Source organism: Pseudomonas sp. BN102 (assembly GCF_029871245.1).
In the GTDB taxonomy this organism is placed as follows: Bacteria; Pseudomonadota; Gammaproteobacteria; order Pseudomonadales; family Pseudomonadaceae; genus Metapseudomonas.
In genome coordinates, this window is sequence record NZ_SSON01000080.1 from 308,259 (window position 1) to 325,845 (window position 17,587).

Below are 17,587 nucleotides of genomic sequence, written 5' to 3' on the forward strand. Positions count from 1 at the left end.
GCTTCACCTCATACCCAAGCGGCGGCGTTAACCGTCCTTCTCGATCTCACAGAGCAGCGGATGCTGGCTCTCTCTCGCATATTGATTGACCTGCATGGCCTTGGTTTCGGCAATATCGCGAGTGAACACGCCGCAAACCGCCCGACCCTCCGTATGCACAGTCAGCATGATCTTGGTGGCGAGTTCCCGGTTCAAGCCGAAGATCACTTCGAGCACCTCGACCACAAAATCCATTGGGGTGTAGTCATCGTTAAACATCACCACCTTATACATCGGTGGTGCCTGCAGGGCCGGCTTGGCCTCTTGAACCGCCAGGCCGGTGGAGTCGTCCTCATGATGCTGCGGACCGTCCTGATTGAATGTTAGTCGAATCTGGCTGCTTGCATGCATGCTGGAAATAAAGGTCATGAGTGAATGGAAAACGGCCGCTGTAAAGACTTTGATCCGCTTCTCAGGCGATGCGGGTGGCGCCTTGACTAACGGCAAAACGGTGTTAAAACCAGTGGATACCCGTCTTCGGGTATCAGGGGTTCCACGCGCGTGGCTAAAGTGGCTGCAGGAGCGTGGAGTCGAAGTGGATGATACTCCAGTGATGGAGTCCTTTGCAGAGGGATATCAGCATGCTTAGCGGTAAGGTCAAGTGGTTCAACAACGCCAAAGGCTATGGGTTCATCCTTGCCGAAGGCCGAGATGAGGACCTGTTCGCCCACTATTCGGCCATCCAGATGGACGGCTACAAGACGCTAAAGGCTGGACAGCCGGTAAGCTTCGATATCATCCAAGGCCCGAAAGGGTTGCATGCCGTGAATATTCGCCCCGTCACGGCCACCACCGAAGCGCCTGCCTCCATCAGCCAACCCCAGGGCAGCACGGTAGAAGTTTGAGCCCCTGATATTTGGGCACAAAAAAGGCCGGTCATATGACCGGCCTTTTCGTATACGCCGTCAGGCTCACATATGAGCGATGGTGGCGTCGCCGAACTCGGAGCAGGACAGCAGCTTGGCGCCTTCCATCAAACGCTCGAAGTCGTAGGTCACGGTCTTCGCAGCGATGGCACCATTGGTGCCTTTGATGATCAGGTCGGCCGCTTCGGTCCAGCCCATGTGGCGCAGCATCATCTCGGCGGAGAGGATGACCGAACCCGGGTTCACCTTGTCCTGGCCAGCGTACTTCGGCGCTGTGCCGTGGGTTGCTTCGAACATGGCGATGGTGTCGGACAGGTTCGCGCCGGGCGCGATGCCGATACCACCCACTTCAGCCGCCAGGGCGTCCGACAGGTAGTCACCATTCAGGTTCAGGGTGGCAATCACGTCGTACTCGGCCGGACGCAGCAGGATCTGCTGCAGCATGGCGTCGGCGATGGCGTCTTTCACCACGATGTTCTTGCCGGTGGTCGGGTTCTTGAACTGCATCCACGGGCCGCCATCCAGCAGCTCGGCGCCGAACTCGTCACGCGCGACTTCGTAGCCCCACTCCTTGAAGGCACCTTCGGTGAACTTCATGATGTTGCCCTTGTGGACGATGGTCACGGAGCTGCGATCGTTGTCCACGGCGTACTGCAGGGCCTTGCGCACCAGGCGCTTGGTGCCTTCCAGGGAAACTGGCTTGATGCCGATGCCGCAGTTCTCGGTGAAGCGGATCTTCTTGACGCCCATTTCCTCGGTGAGGAACTTGATGACCTTCTCGGCCTCTGGGGAGCCAGCTTTCCACTCGACACCGGCGTAGATGTCTTCGGAGTTCTCGCGGAAGATCACCATGTCGACGTCGCCGGGCTTCTTCACCGGGCTGGGCACGCCCTCGAACCAGCGCACCGGACGCTGGCAAACGTAGAGGTCCAGCTCCTGGCGCAGGGCGACGTTCAGGGAGCGGATGCCGCCACCCACCGGCGTGGTCAGCGGGCCCTTGATGGAAACGACGTAATCGCGAACGGCTTCCAGGGTTTCTTTCGGCAGCCAGGTGTCCTGATCGTAGACCTGGGTGGCTTTCTCACCGGCAAAGACCTCCATCCAGGAGATCTTGCGAGCGCCGCCGTAAGCCTTGGCAACGGCGGCATCCACCACCTTGATCATGACCGGACTGATGTCGACGCCGATGCCGTCGCCCTCGATGAAGGGGATGATCGGGTTATTCGGTACGTTCAGGGACATATCTGCATTGACGGTGATTTTGTCACCGACTGCCGGCACCTGGATCTTTTGGTATCCCATGCTGAGCTCCGTTTTGTGGTTGAACCCTATTGCAGCGCGTCAGCGTACTCCAGTTGGGCGGTCATCGACCATATCTTCCTTAGTCGAAAACGAGTGTTCATCTCAGGCTGCGATTGAGAGTGATATACTGCGCGCCGTGACCTAACGGTCATCGAGGTCCGAGCAGTCTGGGACCAGACCACCTCATCTCCTCGCAACGGCCGGACCACTACCATGGACCAGCCGCACAACGCTCTACTGGCGCCCCAACATCCCGCGGCAATTCTCGACATTTGGCTCAACGCCGAGTTGAGCGAAGGCGTCCACCAACGCAGATCGAGATTCTGTGCGCGCCCAGCAAAAAAGAGAGTTATTAGTAGATGTCCATCCGCTCGAAGATCACCTACACCTTCACTGACGAAGCACCCGCCCTCGCTACCTACTCGCTGCTTCCCATCGTCAAAGCCTTCGCCTCCTCTGCCGGCATCGACGTCGAGACCCGCGACATCTCTCTTGCAGGACGCATCCTCGCCAGCTTCGCCGACCAGCTCGATGCCGACAAACGCATCGAGGACGACCTGGCCTACCTGGCTACCCTGGCCACCTCGGTAGACGCCAACATCATCAAGCTGCCGAACATCAGCGCCTCCGTGCCGCAGCTGAAAGGCGCCATCGCCGAACTGCAGGCCCAGGGCTACAACGTGCCCGACTTCCCGGAAGACCCGCAGACCGACGCCGAGAAAGAAGTCCGCGCCCGCTACGCCAAGATCCTCGGCAGCGCCGTGAACCCGGTCCTGCGCGAAGGCAACTCCGACCGCCGCGCCCCGGCCGCCGTCAAGGCCTACGCCCGCAAGCACCCGCATTCCATGGGCAAGTGGAGCATGGCCTCCCGCTCCCATGCCGATTACATGCGCGGCGGCGATTTCTTCTCCAGCGAGCAGTCCATCACCATGGCCAAGGCCGGTGACGTGCGCATCGAGTTCGTCGGCAAGGACGGCAAGGTCGAAGTCAAGAAGCAGCTGAGCCTGCAGGACGGCGAAGTCCTCGACAGCATGTTCATGAGCTGCAACAAACTGCGCGCCTTCTTCGAGCAGACCCTGCAGGATTGCAAGGAATCCGGAGTGATGTGGTCCCTGCACGTCAAGGCGACCATGATGAAGGTCTCCCACCCGATCGTCTTCGGCCACGCCGTCAGCGTTTACTACAAGGACGTGTTCGACAAGTACGGCGAGCTGTTCAAGGAACTGGGCGTCAACCCGAACAACGGCATCAGCAGCGTCTACGACAAGATCAAGGCGCTGCCCGCTTCCCAACAGGAAGAGATCCTCCACGACATCCACGAGGTGTACAGCCATCGCCCGGAAATGGCGATGGTCGACTCCGTGAAGGGCATCACCAACCTGCACATCCCGAGCGACGTGATCGTCGACGCCTCCATGCCGGCGATGATCCGCAACTCCGGCCAGATGTGGGGCAAGGACGGCAAGCAGAAGGACACCAAGGCGGTGATGCCGGAGAGCACCTACGCCCGCATCTACCAGGAGATGATCAACTTCTGCAAGACCAATGGCGCCTTCGACCCGACCACCATGGGCACCGTGCCGAACGTCGGCCTGATGGCGCAGAAGGCCGAGGAATACGGCTCCCACGACAAGACCTTCGAGATGACCGCCGACGGCACCATGCGCGTCGTGGCAGCCGATGGCACCGTGCTGATGCAGCACGCAGTGGAAGCCGGCGACATCTGGCGCGCCTGCCAGACCAAGGACGCCCCGATCCGTGACTGGGTCAAGCTGGCCGTCACCCGCGCCCGCCTGTCGAACACCCCGGCCATCTTCTGGCTGGACCCGGAGCGCGCCCACGACCGCGAACTGCAGAAGAAGGTCGAAGCCTACCTGCAGGATCACGACCTGACCGGCCTTGACATCAGCATCAAGGGCTACAACGAAGCCATCCGCACCAGCATGGAGCGCCAGCTGCGCGGCCAGGACACCATCTCGGTGACCGGCAACGTCCTGCGCGACTATCTGACGGACCTCTTCCCGATCATGGAACTGGGCACCTCCGCGAAGATGCTGTCCATCGTTCCGCTGATGGCCGGTGGCGGCATGTACGAAACTGGCGCCGGCGGTTCGGCTCCGAAGCACGTGCAGCAGCTGGTCGAGGAAAACTACCTGCGCTGGGACTCCCTCGGCGAGTTCCTGGCCCTGGCCGTGTCCCTGGAAGAAACCGGCATCAAGACCGGCAACACCAAGGCCAAACTGCTGGGCAAGACTCTCGACGAAGCTACCGGCAAGCTGCTGGACAACAACAAGTCGCCGTCCCGCAAGGTCGGTGAAATCGACAACCGCGGCAGCCACTTCTACCTGGCGCTGTACTGGGCCCAGGCCCTGGCGGCCCAGAATGACGACGCCGAGCTGAAGGCCCACTTCGCCTCGCTGGCCAAGGCCCTGACCGAACAGGAGGCGACCATCGTCGCCGAACTGAACGGCGTCCAGGGCAAGGCAGTGGATATCGGTGGCTACTACCGTTCCAACCCGGAGCTGACCAGCCAGGTAATGCGCCCCAGCGCTACCCTGAACGCTGCGATCGACGGACTGCTGGCTTAATCGCCACCGCGGAACCAAGGAAACCCCGGGCTCGCCCGGGGTTTCTTTTTGCTGCCGCCGACGCCTTATCATGTACGTTTTCACCAGGAGTTCCTGATGAGCTGGCAACCCCACATCACCGTCGCAACCATCGTCGAGGACCAGGGGCGCTTCCTGCTGGTCGAGGAACTGGCGGATGGCCGCGCAGTTTTCAATCAGCCGGCCGGCCACCTGGAAGCCGACGAGAGCCTGATTCAGGCGGCATTGCGCGAAACGTTGGAAGAAACCGGCTGGGAAGTCGAACTGACCGCCGTCACTGGCATCTACCTCTACACCGCCCCCAGCAACGGCGTGACCTACCAGCGCGTCTGCTTCGCCGCCCGACCGCTGCGCCACCACCCGGACCAGCCGCTGGACAGGGGCATCATCGGCCCACGCTGGCTGACGCGTGACGAATTGCTCACCGAGAAGAACCGTTGGCGCAGCCACCTGGTCCTGCGCTGCATAGACGACTACCTGGACGGCGAGCGCTTCCCCCTCAGCCTGATCCGCGTCGCCTGACCGGCCCGTGCCCTGTTAGAATTCCGCTTTTGCTTACCAGCCAGTGCAGATTCCCATGCGTGATCCAGCCAATACCCGCGTCATAGTCGGCATGTCCGGCGGCGTCGATTCCTCGGTTTCCGCCCTCCTGCTCCTCGAGCAGGGCTACCAGGTGGAAGGCCTGTTCATGAAGAACTGGGACGAGGACGACGGCACCGAGTACTGCACCGCCAAAGTGGACCTGGCCGATGCCCAGGCCGTCTGCGACCGCATCGGCATCAAGCTGCACACCGCCAACTTCGCGGCGGAGTACTGGGACCACGTGTTCGAGCACTTCCTCGCCGAATACAAGGCCGGGCGCACGCCGAACCCGGACATCCTCTGCAACCGCGAAATCAAGTTCAAGGCCTTCCTCGACTACGCCCTGTCCCTGGGCGCAGACCTGATCGCCACCGGCCATTACGTACGCCGCCGGGACATCGACGACCGCACCGAACTGCTCAAGGGCCTGGACCCGAACAAGGACCAGAGCTACTTCCTGCATGCGGTCGGCGGCGAGCAGATCGCCCGCACCCTCTTCCCGGTGGGCGAACTAGAAAAGCCGGCAGTGCGCGCGATTGCCGAGAAATACGGCCTGGCCACGGCGAAGAAGAAAGACTCCACCGGCATCTGCTTCATCGGCGAGCGCCGCTTCACCGATTTCCTCAAGCAGTACCTGCCTGCCCAGCCCGGCGAGATCCAGACCGTTGAAGGCGACGTCATCGGCCGCCACCATGGCCTGATGTACCACACCATCGGCCAGCGCCAGGGTCTGGGCATCGGCGGCTTGAAGGACGCCAGCGATGATCCCTGGTACGTCCTGGCCAAGGACCTCCAGCGCAATGTGTTGATCGTCGGCCAGGGCAACGAAAACCCCTGGCTCTACTCCCGCGCCCTCAAGGCGTCCGAGATCTACTGGGTCAACCCGATCGATCTCGACCAGCCGCGCCGCCTCAAGGCCAAGGTGCGCTATCGCCAGAGCGACCAGCCCTGCACCCTGGAGAAAACCGCTGACGGCTACGTAGCGGTGTTCGACGAGGCTCAGCGCGCGGTCACCCCGGGCCAGTCGGTGGTCTTCTACGACGGAGAAATCTGCCTCGGCGGCGGCGTGATAGAAAGCGCCGAGCCCCGGGATGCAGGAGTACAGCGCCCATGAACCAGACCCGCGAACAGCTCGTCGCCTTGGGCGCCGTATTCGAGGCCGCAGCGCTAGTGGACCGCATCGCCAAGACCGGCCAGATCAGCGAGCCGCCGCTGGGCTGCATGCTCGGCAGCCTGCTCATACGCGACCCGAAAGACACCCTCGACGTGTACGGTGGCGACGACATCAACCTGCGCGACGGCTACAAGGCCCTGGTCAGTGCCCTCGAGCGCGATCCGTCGAGCCTGCAACGCGAACCGCTGCGCTACGCCCTGGCGCTGCTTACCCTCGAGCGCCAGTTGGCCAAGCGCGGCGACATGCTCGAAGTCATCGGCAGCCGCCTGGACCAGATCCAGCAGCAGGTGCAGCACTTCGGCCTGGTGCACGACAACGTCATCGCCGCCTGCGCCAGTCTCTACCAGGACACCCTCAGCACCTTCCGCCAACGTATCCAGGTGCACGGCGACATGCGCCACCTGCAGCAGTCGAGCAATGCCGCGAAAATCCGCGCCCTGCTCCTCACCGGCATCCGCGCCGCGCGCCTCTGGCGCCAGCTCGGCGGCAACCGCTGGCAGCTGCTGTTCAGCCGCCGCAAGCTGCTCAACGAGCTCTACCCGCTCCTGCGCGGCTGAGTCCCGCTGCGCCATGCGTCGCACGGCCATGGCGGGGAAGCGGTGAGCGGGACGAATTCCGTGTATGATGTGCGCCCCTTTTCGTTGACCGATTGTCCGAGAACGCCCTCATGCAGCTTTCCTCGCTCACCGCGGTTTCCCCCGTAGACGGCCGCTACGCCGGCAAAACCAGCGCCCTGCGCCCGATCTTCAGTGAATACGGCCTGATCCGTTGCCGCGTCCAGGTAGAGGTCCGCTGGCTGCAGCGCCTTGCCGCCCACGCCGGCATCCCGGAAGTCGCGCCCTTCTCCGCCGAAGCCAATGCCCTGCTCGACCAACTGGCCGAAGACTTCCAGCTGGAGCACGCCGAGCGCATCAAGGAAATCGAGCGCACCACCAACCACGACGTCAAGGCCGTGGAATACCTGCTCAAGGAGCAGGCCGCCAAGCTGCCGGAACTGGCCAAGGTCAGCGAGTTCATCCACTTTGCCTGCACCAGCGAGGACATCAACAACCTGTCCCACGCCCTGATGCTGCGCGAAGGCCGCGACCAGGTGATCCTGCCGCTGATGCGCCAGCTCGCCGACGCCATCCGCGACCTGGCCGTGCGCTTCGCGGACGTGCCCATGCTCTCCCGCACCCACGGCCAGCCGGCCTCGCCCACCACCCTGGGCAAGGAAATGGCCAACGTCGTCTATCGCCTGGAGCGCCAGATCGCCCAGGTCGCCGCCGTGCCCCTTCTGGGCAAGATCAACGGCGCCGTCGGCAACTACAACGCCCACCTCTCCGCCTACCCGCAGGTGGACTGGGAAGCCAACGCCCGCGAATTCATCGAAGGCGACCTGGGCCTGGCGTTCAACCCCTACACGACCCAGATCGAGCCGCACGACTACATCGCCGAGCTATTCGACGCCATCGCCCGCTTCAACACCATCCTCATCGACTTCGACCGCGACGTCTGGGGCTACATCTCCCTCGGCTACTTCAAGCAGAAGACCATCGCCGGCGAGATCGGCTCGTCCACCATGCCGCACAAGGTCAACCCCATCGACTTCGAGAACTCCGAAGGCAACCTGGGGATCGCCAACGCCCTGTTCCAGCACCTGGCCAGCAAGCTGCCGATCTCCCGCTGGCAACGCGACCTGACCGACTCCACCGTGCTGCGCAACCTGGGTGTAGGTTTCGCCCATAGCGTGATTGCGTACGAAGCGAGCCTCAAGGGAATCAGCAAGTTGGAGCTGAATGCTCAACGCATTGCTGAAGATCTGGACGCCTGCTGGGAAGTGCTCGCCGAACCGATCCAGACCGTGATGCGCCGTTATGCGATCGAAAACCCCTACGAGAAGCTCAAGGAGCTGACCCGCGGCAAAGGCATCAGCCCCGAAGCCCTGCAGACTTTCATCGATGGCCTGGATATGCCTGCCGAGGCCAAGGCCGAACTGCGCAAACTCACCCCCGCCAGCTACATCGGTAACGCCGTAGCCCAGGCCAAGCGCATCTGATTGGTTGTGAACCAGTGCACGCCCGGCTGTGCCGGGCGTTTTTATTTCAAAGGCTTAGATATGAATCCTGATATTCCTCTTCAACTTCTGGGCGGCCTTACCGCACGCGAATTCCTGCGCGATTACTGGCAGCAGAAGCCGCTCCTGATCCGTCAGGCCATCCCCGGATTCGAAAGCCCCATCTCGCCCGACGAACTCGCGGGACTGTCCCTCGAAGAGGAAGTCGAGTCGCGCCTGGTGCTCGAGCACGGTGAGCGCCCCTGGGAACTGCGTCGCGGTCCGTTCGCCGAGGACGCCTACCAGAACCTTCCCGAACGCGATTGGACCCTGCTGGTCCAGGCGGTCGACCAGTTCGTCCCGGACGTGGCCGAGCTGCTCGAGCAGTTCCGCTTCCTGCCGAGCTGGCGCATCGATGACGTGATGGTCAGCTTCGCCACCCCGGGTGGCGGCGTCGGCCCGCACTTCGACAACTACGACGTGTTCCTGCTCCAGGGCCACGGCCGCCGCCGCTGGAAGATCGGCCAGATGTGCGACGGCGACAGCGCCCTGCTGCCCCATGCCGACTTGCGCATCCTCGCCGATTTCCAGCAGACCGACGAGTGGGTACTGGAACCCGGCGACATGCTCTACCTGCCGCCGCGCCTGGCGCACTTCGGCATCGCTGAAGACGACTGCATGACCTACTCGGTGGGCTTCCGCGCCCCCAGCGCCGCCGAAGTGCTGACCCACTTCACCGACTTCCTCGCCCAGTTCCTGCCGGACGAGGAGCGCTACAGCGACGCCGGCGCCGCCCCCGTGAGCGACCCGCATCAGATCCAGCACGACGCCCTGGAACGACTGAAGTCCCTGCTCAGCGAGCACATGAGCGACGAGCGCCTGCTGCTCACCTGGTTCGGCCAGTTCATGACCGAGCCGCGCTACCCGGAACTGGTGGCCGGCGCCGAGGTGGAAGAAGACGATTTCCTCGGCGCCGTTGAGGACGGCGCAGTGCTGGTGCGCAACCCCAGCGCGCGCCTGGCCTGGTCCGAAGTCGACGCGGACCTGGTGCTTTTCGCCAGCGGCCAGAGCCGCCTGCTGCCGGGCAGCCTGCGCGAACTGCTGAAGTTGATCTGCGCCGCTGACGCGCTGCATCTGGAGAATCTCGGCCAATGGCTGGCCGATGACGAGGGGCGTAAGCTTCTTCTGGAACTGGTCAAGCAAGGAAGTCTGGAGTTTGCCGATGAGTGAGATACACGTCCGCGTTGCCGACTGGCAAAAGGACAATGCCGACCTGCGCCGAATCCGAGAAGCCGTATTCATCGCCGAGCAGTCTGTCGCACCGGAACTGGAATGGGACGCTGAAGATGCGGACGCCGTGCACTTCCTCGCCTTCGAGCGGGACTATGCTATCGGCACCGCCCGCCTGCTCCCCGACGGCCATATTGGCCGCGTTTCGGTGCTCAAGGACTGGCGCGGGCTGAAAGTCGGCGACCGCTTGCTGCAGGCGGCCATCGCCGAAGCTGAACGCCGAGGCCTGAAGCGCCAGATGCTGTCCGCCCAGGTCCATGCCACCGCGTTCTACGAACGCCACGGCTTTAAGATCGTCAGCAGCGAGTTCCTCGAGGCTGGCATCCCCCACGTGGACATGCTGCGCGAGAGCCAGTAGAGGCAGACATGAAGGAAAACGCCCCGGAACCCACTGAGAACGAAGTCGAACTGCCGGCCATCGAATTCCAGTCGCCGGGGCGCTTCAGCGTGCACAACCCGCCCCCAGCCCAGGCCGAAGCGCCGGGCTGGGAGCCCGCGCCCTTCATTCTCGGCACCCACGACCGGCTCGAGCGCTTCAGTACCCCTGATGACGCCCGCGCCCATGCCCTGGCGCTCATGCAGCAGGCGCGCCGAAGTCTCTGCCTGTACAGCCCTGACCTGGAACCCTGGCTCTACCACAACAGCGCCATCCAGCAGGCCTGCACCCGCCTTCTGATCAGCGATCCGAAATGTCAGCTGCGCATCCTGGTGCGCGACCTGAGCCGCGCCGTGAAGGAGGGCCATCGCCTGCTCAGCCTGAGCCGGCGCATTTCCAGTAACTTGCAGATCCGGCGGATCAATCCGGACCACGCCTCGGAACAGTTGGCCTATCTGATCGCCGACGACCGCGGCCTGCTCGTGCGTCCCGAGCCGGAACAGGTCGCCGGCTACGCCCTGTACAACGACCCCGGAAGGACCCGGCTGCAGCAGACCCGCTTCGACCAGGCCTGGGACATGAGCACCACCGACCCGGACTTACGGAGCTTCCTGCTATGACCCCACGCGCCCTGCTCGCCGCCCTCCTCCTGTTGGTCTGCCTGCCGCTGCAGGCCGCCACGGAGCTCATCCAGTTGCGCTATCGCACGGCGGACGAGATGCTGCCCACGGCACAATCGGTGCTGGGCAACAAGGGCCGGGTCAGCGCCTATGGCAACCAGCTCGTCGTCAACGCCAGCCCAGCCAGGATCGATGAACTGCGCAACCTCATCGACCAGCTCGACACGCGCCCACGGCGGCTGCTGATCAGCGTCGACACCAGTGACAGCAATTTCCAGGACGATCGCGGCTATGCGGTCAACGGGTCAGCCAGCGTCGGCGGCGTCGACGTCCAGGCTGGGCGCGGCGAAGTCCATGGCCGCGACCAGGTGCGCATAATCCGCCGTACCACCGACAGCCGCGGCGGCGGCGTGCAGCAGGTGCAGACCACCGAAGGCTACCCGGCGCTGATCCAGGTGGGCCAGAGCGTGCCCATCACCACCACCAACAGCAGCCCCTACGGCGAGATCTACAGCAATACCGAGTACCGCAACGTCACCCGCGGCTTCTACGTCACCGCCACCCTCAGCGGCGAACTGGTGCACGTCAGCATCAGCAGTAATCGCGATCGCCTGAACAGCAACCAGCCGGGCGTGATCGACGTGCAGAGCACCGACACTAAGGTCAGCGGGCGACTCGGCGAATGGATCACCATCGGCGCAGTGAACGAGGACAATCAGTCCGACCAGAGCGGATTCCTGCGCCGCCACACCACCCAGGGCCATGAAGACATGACCCTGCGCCTCAAGGTCGACGCAGTCGACTGATCGAGCATTTTTTGACCGACCGGTCTCAGCCGAAAGTATTATGTAGTAGTGCAAAAAAAACACTACAAAACGTTTGACGAGCGCTTGTTTGAAGAGGCATGATGGCCTCGCTCCCGCTAGCCAGGGGCCCTGGAAAGGGCCTCCGGGTCGCGCTCCCAGCCAACCAGCCGAGCCGATCCGTGTTGTGACAGCCCATAAGGCAGTGCGACAAGGTTGCGACTGGAACGAAGTTGTCCTGAGGGACGGGGAAGCGTCAGCAACAACCGCAAGATCGAAGGCAACGCCCGGCAAATCGCCCAACGGTTTCCACGAACCGGCAAGCGAGTCAGGAGCGCAAAACCACCCATCGATCCCGCGGGCGTGTGCAACTCGTCACCCTACCTTCAGCTTCAATCTCCTCCAGTCGGTCCTTCGACGCGCTGCGGTGAGCAACCCGCAATAACCTTCAGAACGCAGGTTTTTGAGTGGGAAAGTCGGTGCTCAACCACATATACACTTTGAAGGATTGACCATGTCCGCTTATCAGAACGACATCAAGGCCATTGCCGCACTGAAAGAAGTGAACGGTAACAGCTGGAGCGCTATCAACCCCGAGTCGGTTGCCCGCATGCGCGCCCAGAACCGCTTCAAGACCGGTCTGGATATCGCCAAGTACACCGCGGCCATCATGCGCAAGGACATGGCCGAGTACGATGCCGACTCCTCCGTCTACACCCAGTCCCTGGGCTGCTGGCACGGCTTCATCGGTCAGCAGAAGCTGATCTCCATCAAGAAGCACCTGAAGACCACCAACAAGCGCTACCTCTACCTGTCCGGCTGGATGGTCGCTGCCCTGCGTTCCGACTTCGGCCCGCTGCCGGACCAGTCGATGCACGAGAAAACCGCCGTTTCCGGCCTGATCGAAGAGCTCTACACCTTCCTGCGCCAGGCTGACGCCCGCGAACTGGACCAGCTCTTCACCGCACTGGACGCTGCACGCGCCGCTGGTGACAAGGCCAAGCAGGACGAGATCCAGGCCCAGATCGATGGCTACGAGACCCATGTAGTACCGATTATCGCCGACATCGACGCTGGTTTCGGTAACCCGGAAGCCACCTACCTGCTGGCCAAGAAAATGATCGAAGCGGGTGCCTGCTGCATCCAGATCGAGAACCAGGTTTCCGACGAGAAGCAGTGCGGCCATCAGGACGGCAAAGTGACCGTTCCGCACGAAGACTTCCTCGCCAAGATCAACGCTGTTCGCTATGCCTTCCTCGAGCTGGGCGTTGACGACGGTGTGATCGTTGCCCGTACCGACTCCCTGGGTGCCGGCCTGACCAAGCAGATCGCCGTGACCAAGCAACCGGGCGACCTGGGCGACCAGTACAACTCCTTCCTGGACTGCGACGAGATCAGCGCGGCCGACCTGCAGAACGGCGACGTGGTGATCAACCGCGGCGGCAAGCTGCTGCGTCCCAAGCGTCTGCCGAGCAACCTGTTCCAGTTCCGCAAGGGCACCGGCGAAGACCGCTGCGTCCTGGACTGCATCACCTCGCTGCAGAACGGCGCCGACCTGCTCTGGATCGAAACCGAGAAGCCCCACGTTGGCCAGATCAAGGGCATGGTTGACCGCATCCGTCAGGTCATCCCGAACGCCAAGCTGGTGTACAACAACAGCCCGTCGTTCAACTGGACCCTGAACTTCCGTCAGCAAGTGTTCGATGCGTTCGTTGCTGAAGGCAAGGATGTTTCCGCCTACGACCGCACCAAGCTGATGAGCGTCGAGTACGACGAAACCGAGCTGGCTCAGATTGCAGACGAGAAGATCCGCACCTTCCAGCGCGACGGTTCAGCCCACGCCGGTATCTTCCACCACCTGATCACCCTGCCGACCTACCACACCGCCGCGCTGTCCACCGACAACCTGGCCAAAGGGTACTTCGCCGACCAGGGCATGCTGGCCTACGTGAAAGGCGTTCAGCGTCAGGAACTGCGTCAGGGCATCGCCTGCGTCAAGCACCAGAACATGGCTGGCTCCGACATCGGCGACAACCACAAGGAGTACTTCGCTGGCGAAGCTGCTCTGAAGGCGAGCGGTAAAGACAACACCATGAACCAGTTCCACTAAGAGGAACTGCCACCGGCCGACCACGCATCGGCCGGACATGGCAAGTCGAAAAACCCCGGTGCTTGCACCGGGGTTTTCTTTTGCCCCTGCCGTCAGCGGCGAGTTGCCAGGCGCACGAGCACTCTTACAATCAGCGGGGTAACCCATGGAGAACCGGACGTGCCGAGAACCCTGCTGCTGATCTTGCTGCTCATTTCCCCTGCCCTGCGTGCCGGAGACCTGGAACTGCTGATCTCCCCGCCCGCCCTGGCTGAGATTCTCGGCGAGTTGCAAAGGAACCAGCACCCTCGCTTCGCCGTGGTCGACTACGGCCGCCCCTCCACGCTACCGCGCTTCTATCTCTTCGACAGCCGCAGTCATGCTTTGCTGGGCAGCTTCCGCGTCGCCCACGGCAAAGGCTCTGACCCGGACCATGACGGCCAGGCCGACAGCTTCTCCAACGCTTTCGGCAGCCGCGCCACCTCCCTCGGCCTCTTTCGCACCGCCCAGGTATTCGACAGCGACGAGCCCGGCCATGGCCTCTCCATGCGGCTGGCAGGCTTGTCGCTAAGCAACAGCAACGCCGAAGAGCGCGCCATCGTCGTCCACGCCAACGCCTATATGGAGGACAACTTCATCCGCCGCCACGGCGTGCCAGGCCGCAGCTATGGTTGCCTGGTCCTGGCCAGCGCCGATCGCGACAAGGTGATCGAAGCGCTGGCCGGCGGTGCCCTGATCTTCGCCATCGACCAGCGGACCCAAGCACTGGTGCGCAACTGAAGCATGGCGATATGCGTGCCACCTCCCTCGCAACAACATGTCCACGTCTTTGTCATGCTTCCGTCGCTTTCAGGCATTAGCGTCAGGGCTCCGTCGATTGGCCCGTATGGAGACCCGCCTTGAACCAACAAAACGACAATGCCGTGCTCTTTGGCAACGGCGACGAGTTGCCCAGTAACACCTCCGACAACCCGCACATCAACGACCTGATCGGTGGACTCAACCGCCGCCAGTTGCTGATCGGCGGCGCCGCCATGAGCACGCTTGCCTTCCTCGGCGCAGCCATTCCCGGCGAAGCGCTGGCGGCTGATGCCGACACCAAGGGTTTCTCCTTCAAGCCCCGTATGCGCCTGCCCTTCGAGGCCATCCCCACCGGCCGCGCCGACACGATCAGCGTGCCGCCGGGCTACAAGGCCACTCCCTTCATTCCCTGGGGCACCCCCATCACCGGGCGCTACCCGGCCTTCGCCGACGACGCCAGCAACAGTGCCCAGGACCAGGCCGAACAGGTCGGCATGCACCATGACGGCATGCACTTCTTCCCCATCGACGCCCGCCGCGGTTCCGGCAAGCGCTCGGACCATGGGCTGCTGGTGCTGAACCATGAATACATCGACGCCCCGCTGCTGCATCCCAACGGCGCGACCCTGGTGGACGGCAAACGCGTCAGCGCCGAGGAAGTACGCAAGGAAATCAACGCTCACGGCGTCTCGGTAGTAGAGATCCGCCGCAATGTAGGCGGTGAGTGGGAAGTGGTGCCGAGCCGCCGCAACCGCCGCATCACCGCTGCGACGCACATGGAAATCAACGGCCCGGCCCGCGGCCACAAACTGCTGCAGACCCACTACAGCCCTCAAGGTACCGCCACCCGCGGCACCCAGAACAACTGCTCCAACGGCTTCACCCCCTGGGGCACCTACCTGACCTGCGAGGAGAACTGGGCCGGCTACTTCGCCACCCGCGATGCGGACCTGCCCCGCGAACTCAAGCGCTATGGCCTGCGCAACGCCAGTCGCTTCGGTTGGGAAACCCTGGGCGGCGACGAGTTCGAGCGTTTCGATGCCACCCGCAAGGCCGCCGACGCCAAGGGTGACTACCGCAACGAACCGAACCATTTCGGCTGGATAGTCGAAATCGACCCCTTCGACCCGGATTCCACCCCGGTCAAGCACACCGCACTCGGCCGCTTCGCCCACGAAGGCCTGGTCTTCGCCCCGGTGAAACCGGGCCGTCCGGTTGTCTGCTATTCCGGCGATGACTCGCAGAACGAGTACGTCTACAAGTACGTCAGCCGCGACAAGTACCGCCCAGGCCAGGCCAACGGCCGCCTGCTGGACGAAGGTACTCTCTACGTCGGGCGCTTCAATGCCGATGGCAGCGGTGACTGGCTGGCCCTGGACCTCAACGACAGCAACTTCCTCAAGGCCTGCCAGGCCGCCGGGGTCACCTTCGCCGACCAGGGCGAAGTGCTGATCAATACCCGCCTGGCTGCTGACATCGTCGGCGCCACCCGTATGGACCGCCCTGAATGGGGTGCGGTGAACCCGGACAACGGCGAGGTCTACTTCACCCTCACCAACAACACGGCGCGCACCACCGCCGATGCCGCCAACCCGCGCCCGGCCAATGCCTATGGCCACATCATCCGCTGGCGCGAGAACAGCCGCGACCACAGCGGCAGGCGCTTCGACTGGAACCTCTTCCTCCTCGCCGGTCCGGAAGGCGACAGCCGCGGCCCCAACGGCAACGCCCTGGGCGCGCAAAACATCCTCGCCAGCCCGGACGGCCTCTGGTTCGACGACGAAGGCCGCCTCTGGATCCAGACCGACATGAGCGGCAGCCAGCTGAGCGCCGGCCCGTTCGGCAACAACCAGATGCTTGTCGCTGACCCGCGCAGCGGTGAATTGAAGCGCTTCCTGGTGGGCCCGCTGGGCGCTGAGGTGACCGGCATTACGGCGACGCCGGACTTCCGCACCCTGTTCATCAATATCCAGCACCCGGGCGAAGGCTCAACCGCCACCAATCTGCTCAGCACCTGGCCGGACGGCCCGGGCAAGCGCCCGCGCTCCTCGACCGTGGTCATCACCCGTGAGGACGGCCGCAGGCTGCTCTGAATCCCCCTCGAAGCTCTTGGCCGACCAACGATGGTCGGCCTTTTTTCTTCACCCAGGAAAAGCACTAAGTACTAAAAACAGATGGATTTGTCGCAAATATGAAAGGACTCACGGAACAACTAAGGAGGACCGGAAGCATATTTGTTTAGGCAGTTTCTTAGTTCCAGCGGACAAATTCCGTGTAGTGACTAATTAACCACCAATCAAATGCTAATGACTATCATTCCTTACCATGGCGAACCCCTGCTGCGACATAAGGCCGCAATCCGACCAAGGCCTAACAAAACGCTGAAAGCCGTGCCATTCGTGGCTTACAAGGGAGATGCAGGCGCGAAATCCGGCTGCGCGGGCAAATTTTTGGCCTGAAAAATTTACTTGCACACCCGCTCGGGCATAAAATTGTTGGAATCGATTGCCAGGGCATCATTTGAGCCCGGCATTAAACCTTTTAACGCAAGTGAACGCCGTTCCTTGTCTTAAGGAGTTCCGGCATGTCGGAAGCTGCTGCCATCATGTCCCACAACTGGGGTTTCGCCATTTTCCTGCTGGGCGTCGTCGGCCTCTGCGCTTTCATGATCGGGGTCTCGAGCCTGCTGGGCAGCAAGGCCATCGGTCGCAGCAAGAACGACCCCTTCGAATCCGGCATGCTCCCCACCGGCACCGCCCGCCTCCGCCTCTCCGCAAAATTCTATCTGGTCGCGATGCTCTTCGTGATCTTCGACGTCGAAGCCCTCTTTCTCTTCGCTTGGTCCGTCTCCGTCCGCGAAAGCGGCTGGGCCGGTTTCATCGAAGCAACCATTTTCATAGCAATTCTGTTGGCAGGTCTTGTCTACCTTTGGCGCATCGGGGCGCTCGATTGGGCTCCCGAAGGTCGTCGCAAGCGGCAGGCGAAGCTAAAACAATGAGGCTTT

17 protein-coding genes are annotated in these 17,587 nt (G+C 62.7%); 15 read left to right on the top strand and 2 right to left on the bottom strand.

The genetic code is table 11. The features are described 5' to 3' along the window. Positions 1–27: 27 nt before the first annotated feature. The gene (gene clpS / locus E8F12_RS29115; protein ID WP_280328750.1) at positions 28–390 is read right to left on the bottom strand and encodes an ATP-dependent Clp protease adapter ClpS; all 363 of its coding nucleotides are present in this window, start codon (positions 388–390) and stop codon (positions 28–30) included. A 16-nt stretch (positions 391–406) separates the two neighbouring features. Between clpS and E8F12_RS29120 the strand changes: the two genes are divergently transcribed. Together E8F12_RS29120 and cspD are read left to right on the top strand one after the other, a co-directional pair. Continuing rightward, entirely contained in the window at positions 407–628 is a 222-nt protein-coding gene (locus tag E8F12_RS29120; protein ID WP_280328676.1) for a hypothetical protein, read from the top strand. Further along, positions 621–884, top strand: coding sequence for a cold shock domain-containing protein CspD (gene cspD, locus E8F12_RS29125; protein ID WP_280328677.1), 264 nt, complete (start codon positions 621–623; stop codon positions 882–884). The genes E8F12_RS29120 and cspD overlap by 8 nt, the downstream gene beginning before the upstream one ends. A 66-nt stretch (positions 885–950) precedes the next feature. On the opposite strand, the gene icd is transcribed toward cspD, so the two are convergent. Next, complete coding sequence (gene icd, locus E8F12_RS29130; protein WP_280328678.1) at positions 951–2,207, bottom strand: NADP-dependent isocitrate dehydrogenase; 1,257 nt, start codon at positions 2,205–2,207, stop codon at positions 951–953. 359 nt (positions 2,208–2,566) lie between these two features. Here icd and E8F12_RS29135 point away from each other — a divergent pair, with 359 nt between their 5' ends. From E8F12_RS29135 to E8F12_RS29195, 13 genes are all read left to right on the top strand, one after another. Beyond that, positions 2,567–4,795, top strand: coding sequence for an NADP-dependent isocitrate dehydrogenase (locus E8F12_RS29135; protein WP_280328679.1), 2,229 nt, complete (start codon positions 2,567–2,569; stop codon positions 4,793–4,795). Between the two features lie 96 nt (positions 4,796–4,891). Then, the gene (locus E8F12_RS29140; protein WP_280328680.1) at positions 4,892–5,335 is read left to right on the top strand and encodes an NUDIX hydrolase; all 444 of its coding nucleotides are present in this window, start codon (positions 4,892–4,894) and stop codon (positions 5,333–5,335) included. Positions 5,336–5,390: 55 nt separating this feature from the next. Beyond that, on the top strand, positions 5,391–6,509 hold the full coding sequence (mnmA, locus tag E8F12_RS29145) for a tRNA 2-thiouridine(34) synthase MnmA (RefSeq protein WP_280328681.1): 1,119 nt from the start codon (positions 5,391–5,393) through the stop codon (positions 6,507–6,509). Further along, the gene (hflD, locus tag E8F12_RS29150; RefSeq protein ID WP_280328682.1) at positions 6,506–7,126 is read left to right on the top strand and encodes a high frequency lysogenization protein HflD; all 621 of its coding nucleotides are present in this window, start codon (positions 6,506–6,508) and stop codon (positions 7,124–7,126) included. The genes mnmA and hflD overlap by 4 nt, the downstream gene beginning before the upstream one ends. A gap of 110 nt (positions 7,127–7,236) precedes the next feature. After that, positions 7,237–8,607, top strand: a complete 1,371-nt coding sequence (purB, locus tag E8F12_RS29155; protein ID WP_280328683.1) for an adenylosuccinate lyase — start codon at positions 7,237–7,239, stop codon at positions 8,605–8,607. 60 nt (positions 8,608–8,667) lie between these two features. After that, positions 8,668–9,834, top strand: coding sequence for a cupin domain-containing protein (locus E8F12_RS29160; RefSeq protein WP_280328684.1), 1,167 nt, complete (start codon positions 8,668–8,670; stop codon positions 9,832–9,834). Beyond that, on the top strand, positions 9,827–10,252 hold the full coding sequence (locus tag E8F12_RS29165; RefSeq protein ID WP_280288996.1) for a GNAT family N-acetyltransferase: 426 nt from the start codon (positions 9,827–9,829) through the stop codon (positions 10,250–10,252). The genes E8F12_RS29160 and E8F12_RS29165 overlap by 8 nt, the downstream gene beginning before the upstream one ends. 8 nt (positions 10,253–10,260) lie before the next feature. After that, complete coding sequence (locus E8F12_RS29170) at positions 10,261–10,890, top strand: histone acetyltransferase HPA2 (RefSeq protein ID WP_280328685.1); 630 nt, start codon at positions 10,261–10,263, stop codon at positions 10,888–10,890. After that, complete coding sequence (locus E8F12_RS29175) at positions 10,887–11,696, top strand: secretin N-terminal domain-containing protein (protein WP_280328686.1); 810 nt, start codon at positions 10,887–10,889, stop codon at positions 11,694–11,696. Before E8F12_RS29170 ends, E8F12_RS29175 begins: the two co-directional genes overlap by 4 nt. 511 nt (positions 11,697–12,207) lie before the next feature. Next, a complete protein-coding gene (locus tag E8F12_RS29180; RefSeq protein WP_280328687.1) occupies positions 12,208–13,803 on the top strand; it encodes an isocitrate lyase in 1,596 nt (531 codons plus the stop codon). Positions 13,804–13,962: 159 nt separating this feature from the next. Next, positions 13,963–14,562: a murein L,D-transpeptidase catalytic domain-containing protein gene (locus E8F12_RS29185; protein ID WP_280328688.1), complete on the top strand. Its 600-nt coding sequence runs from the start codon at positions 13,963–13,965 to the stop codon at positions 14,560–14,562. A 119-nt stretch (positions 14,563–14,681) separates the two neighbouring features. Beyond that, complete coding sequence (locus E8F12_RS29190; protein WP_280328689.1) at positions 14,682–16,676, top strand: PhoX family phosphatase; 1,995 nt, start codon at positions 14,682–14,684, stop codon at positions 16,674–16,676. A 491-nt stretch (positions 16,677–17,167) separates the two neighbouring features. Beyond that, on the top strand, positions 17,168–17,581 hold the full coding sequence (locus E8F12_RS29195) for an NADH-quinone oxidoreductase subunit A (RefSeq protein WP_280328690.1): 414 nt from the start codon (positions 17,168–17,170) through the stop codon (positions 17,579–17,581). Positions 17,582–17,587: the final 6 nt, after the last annotated feature.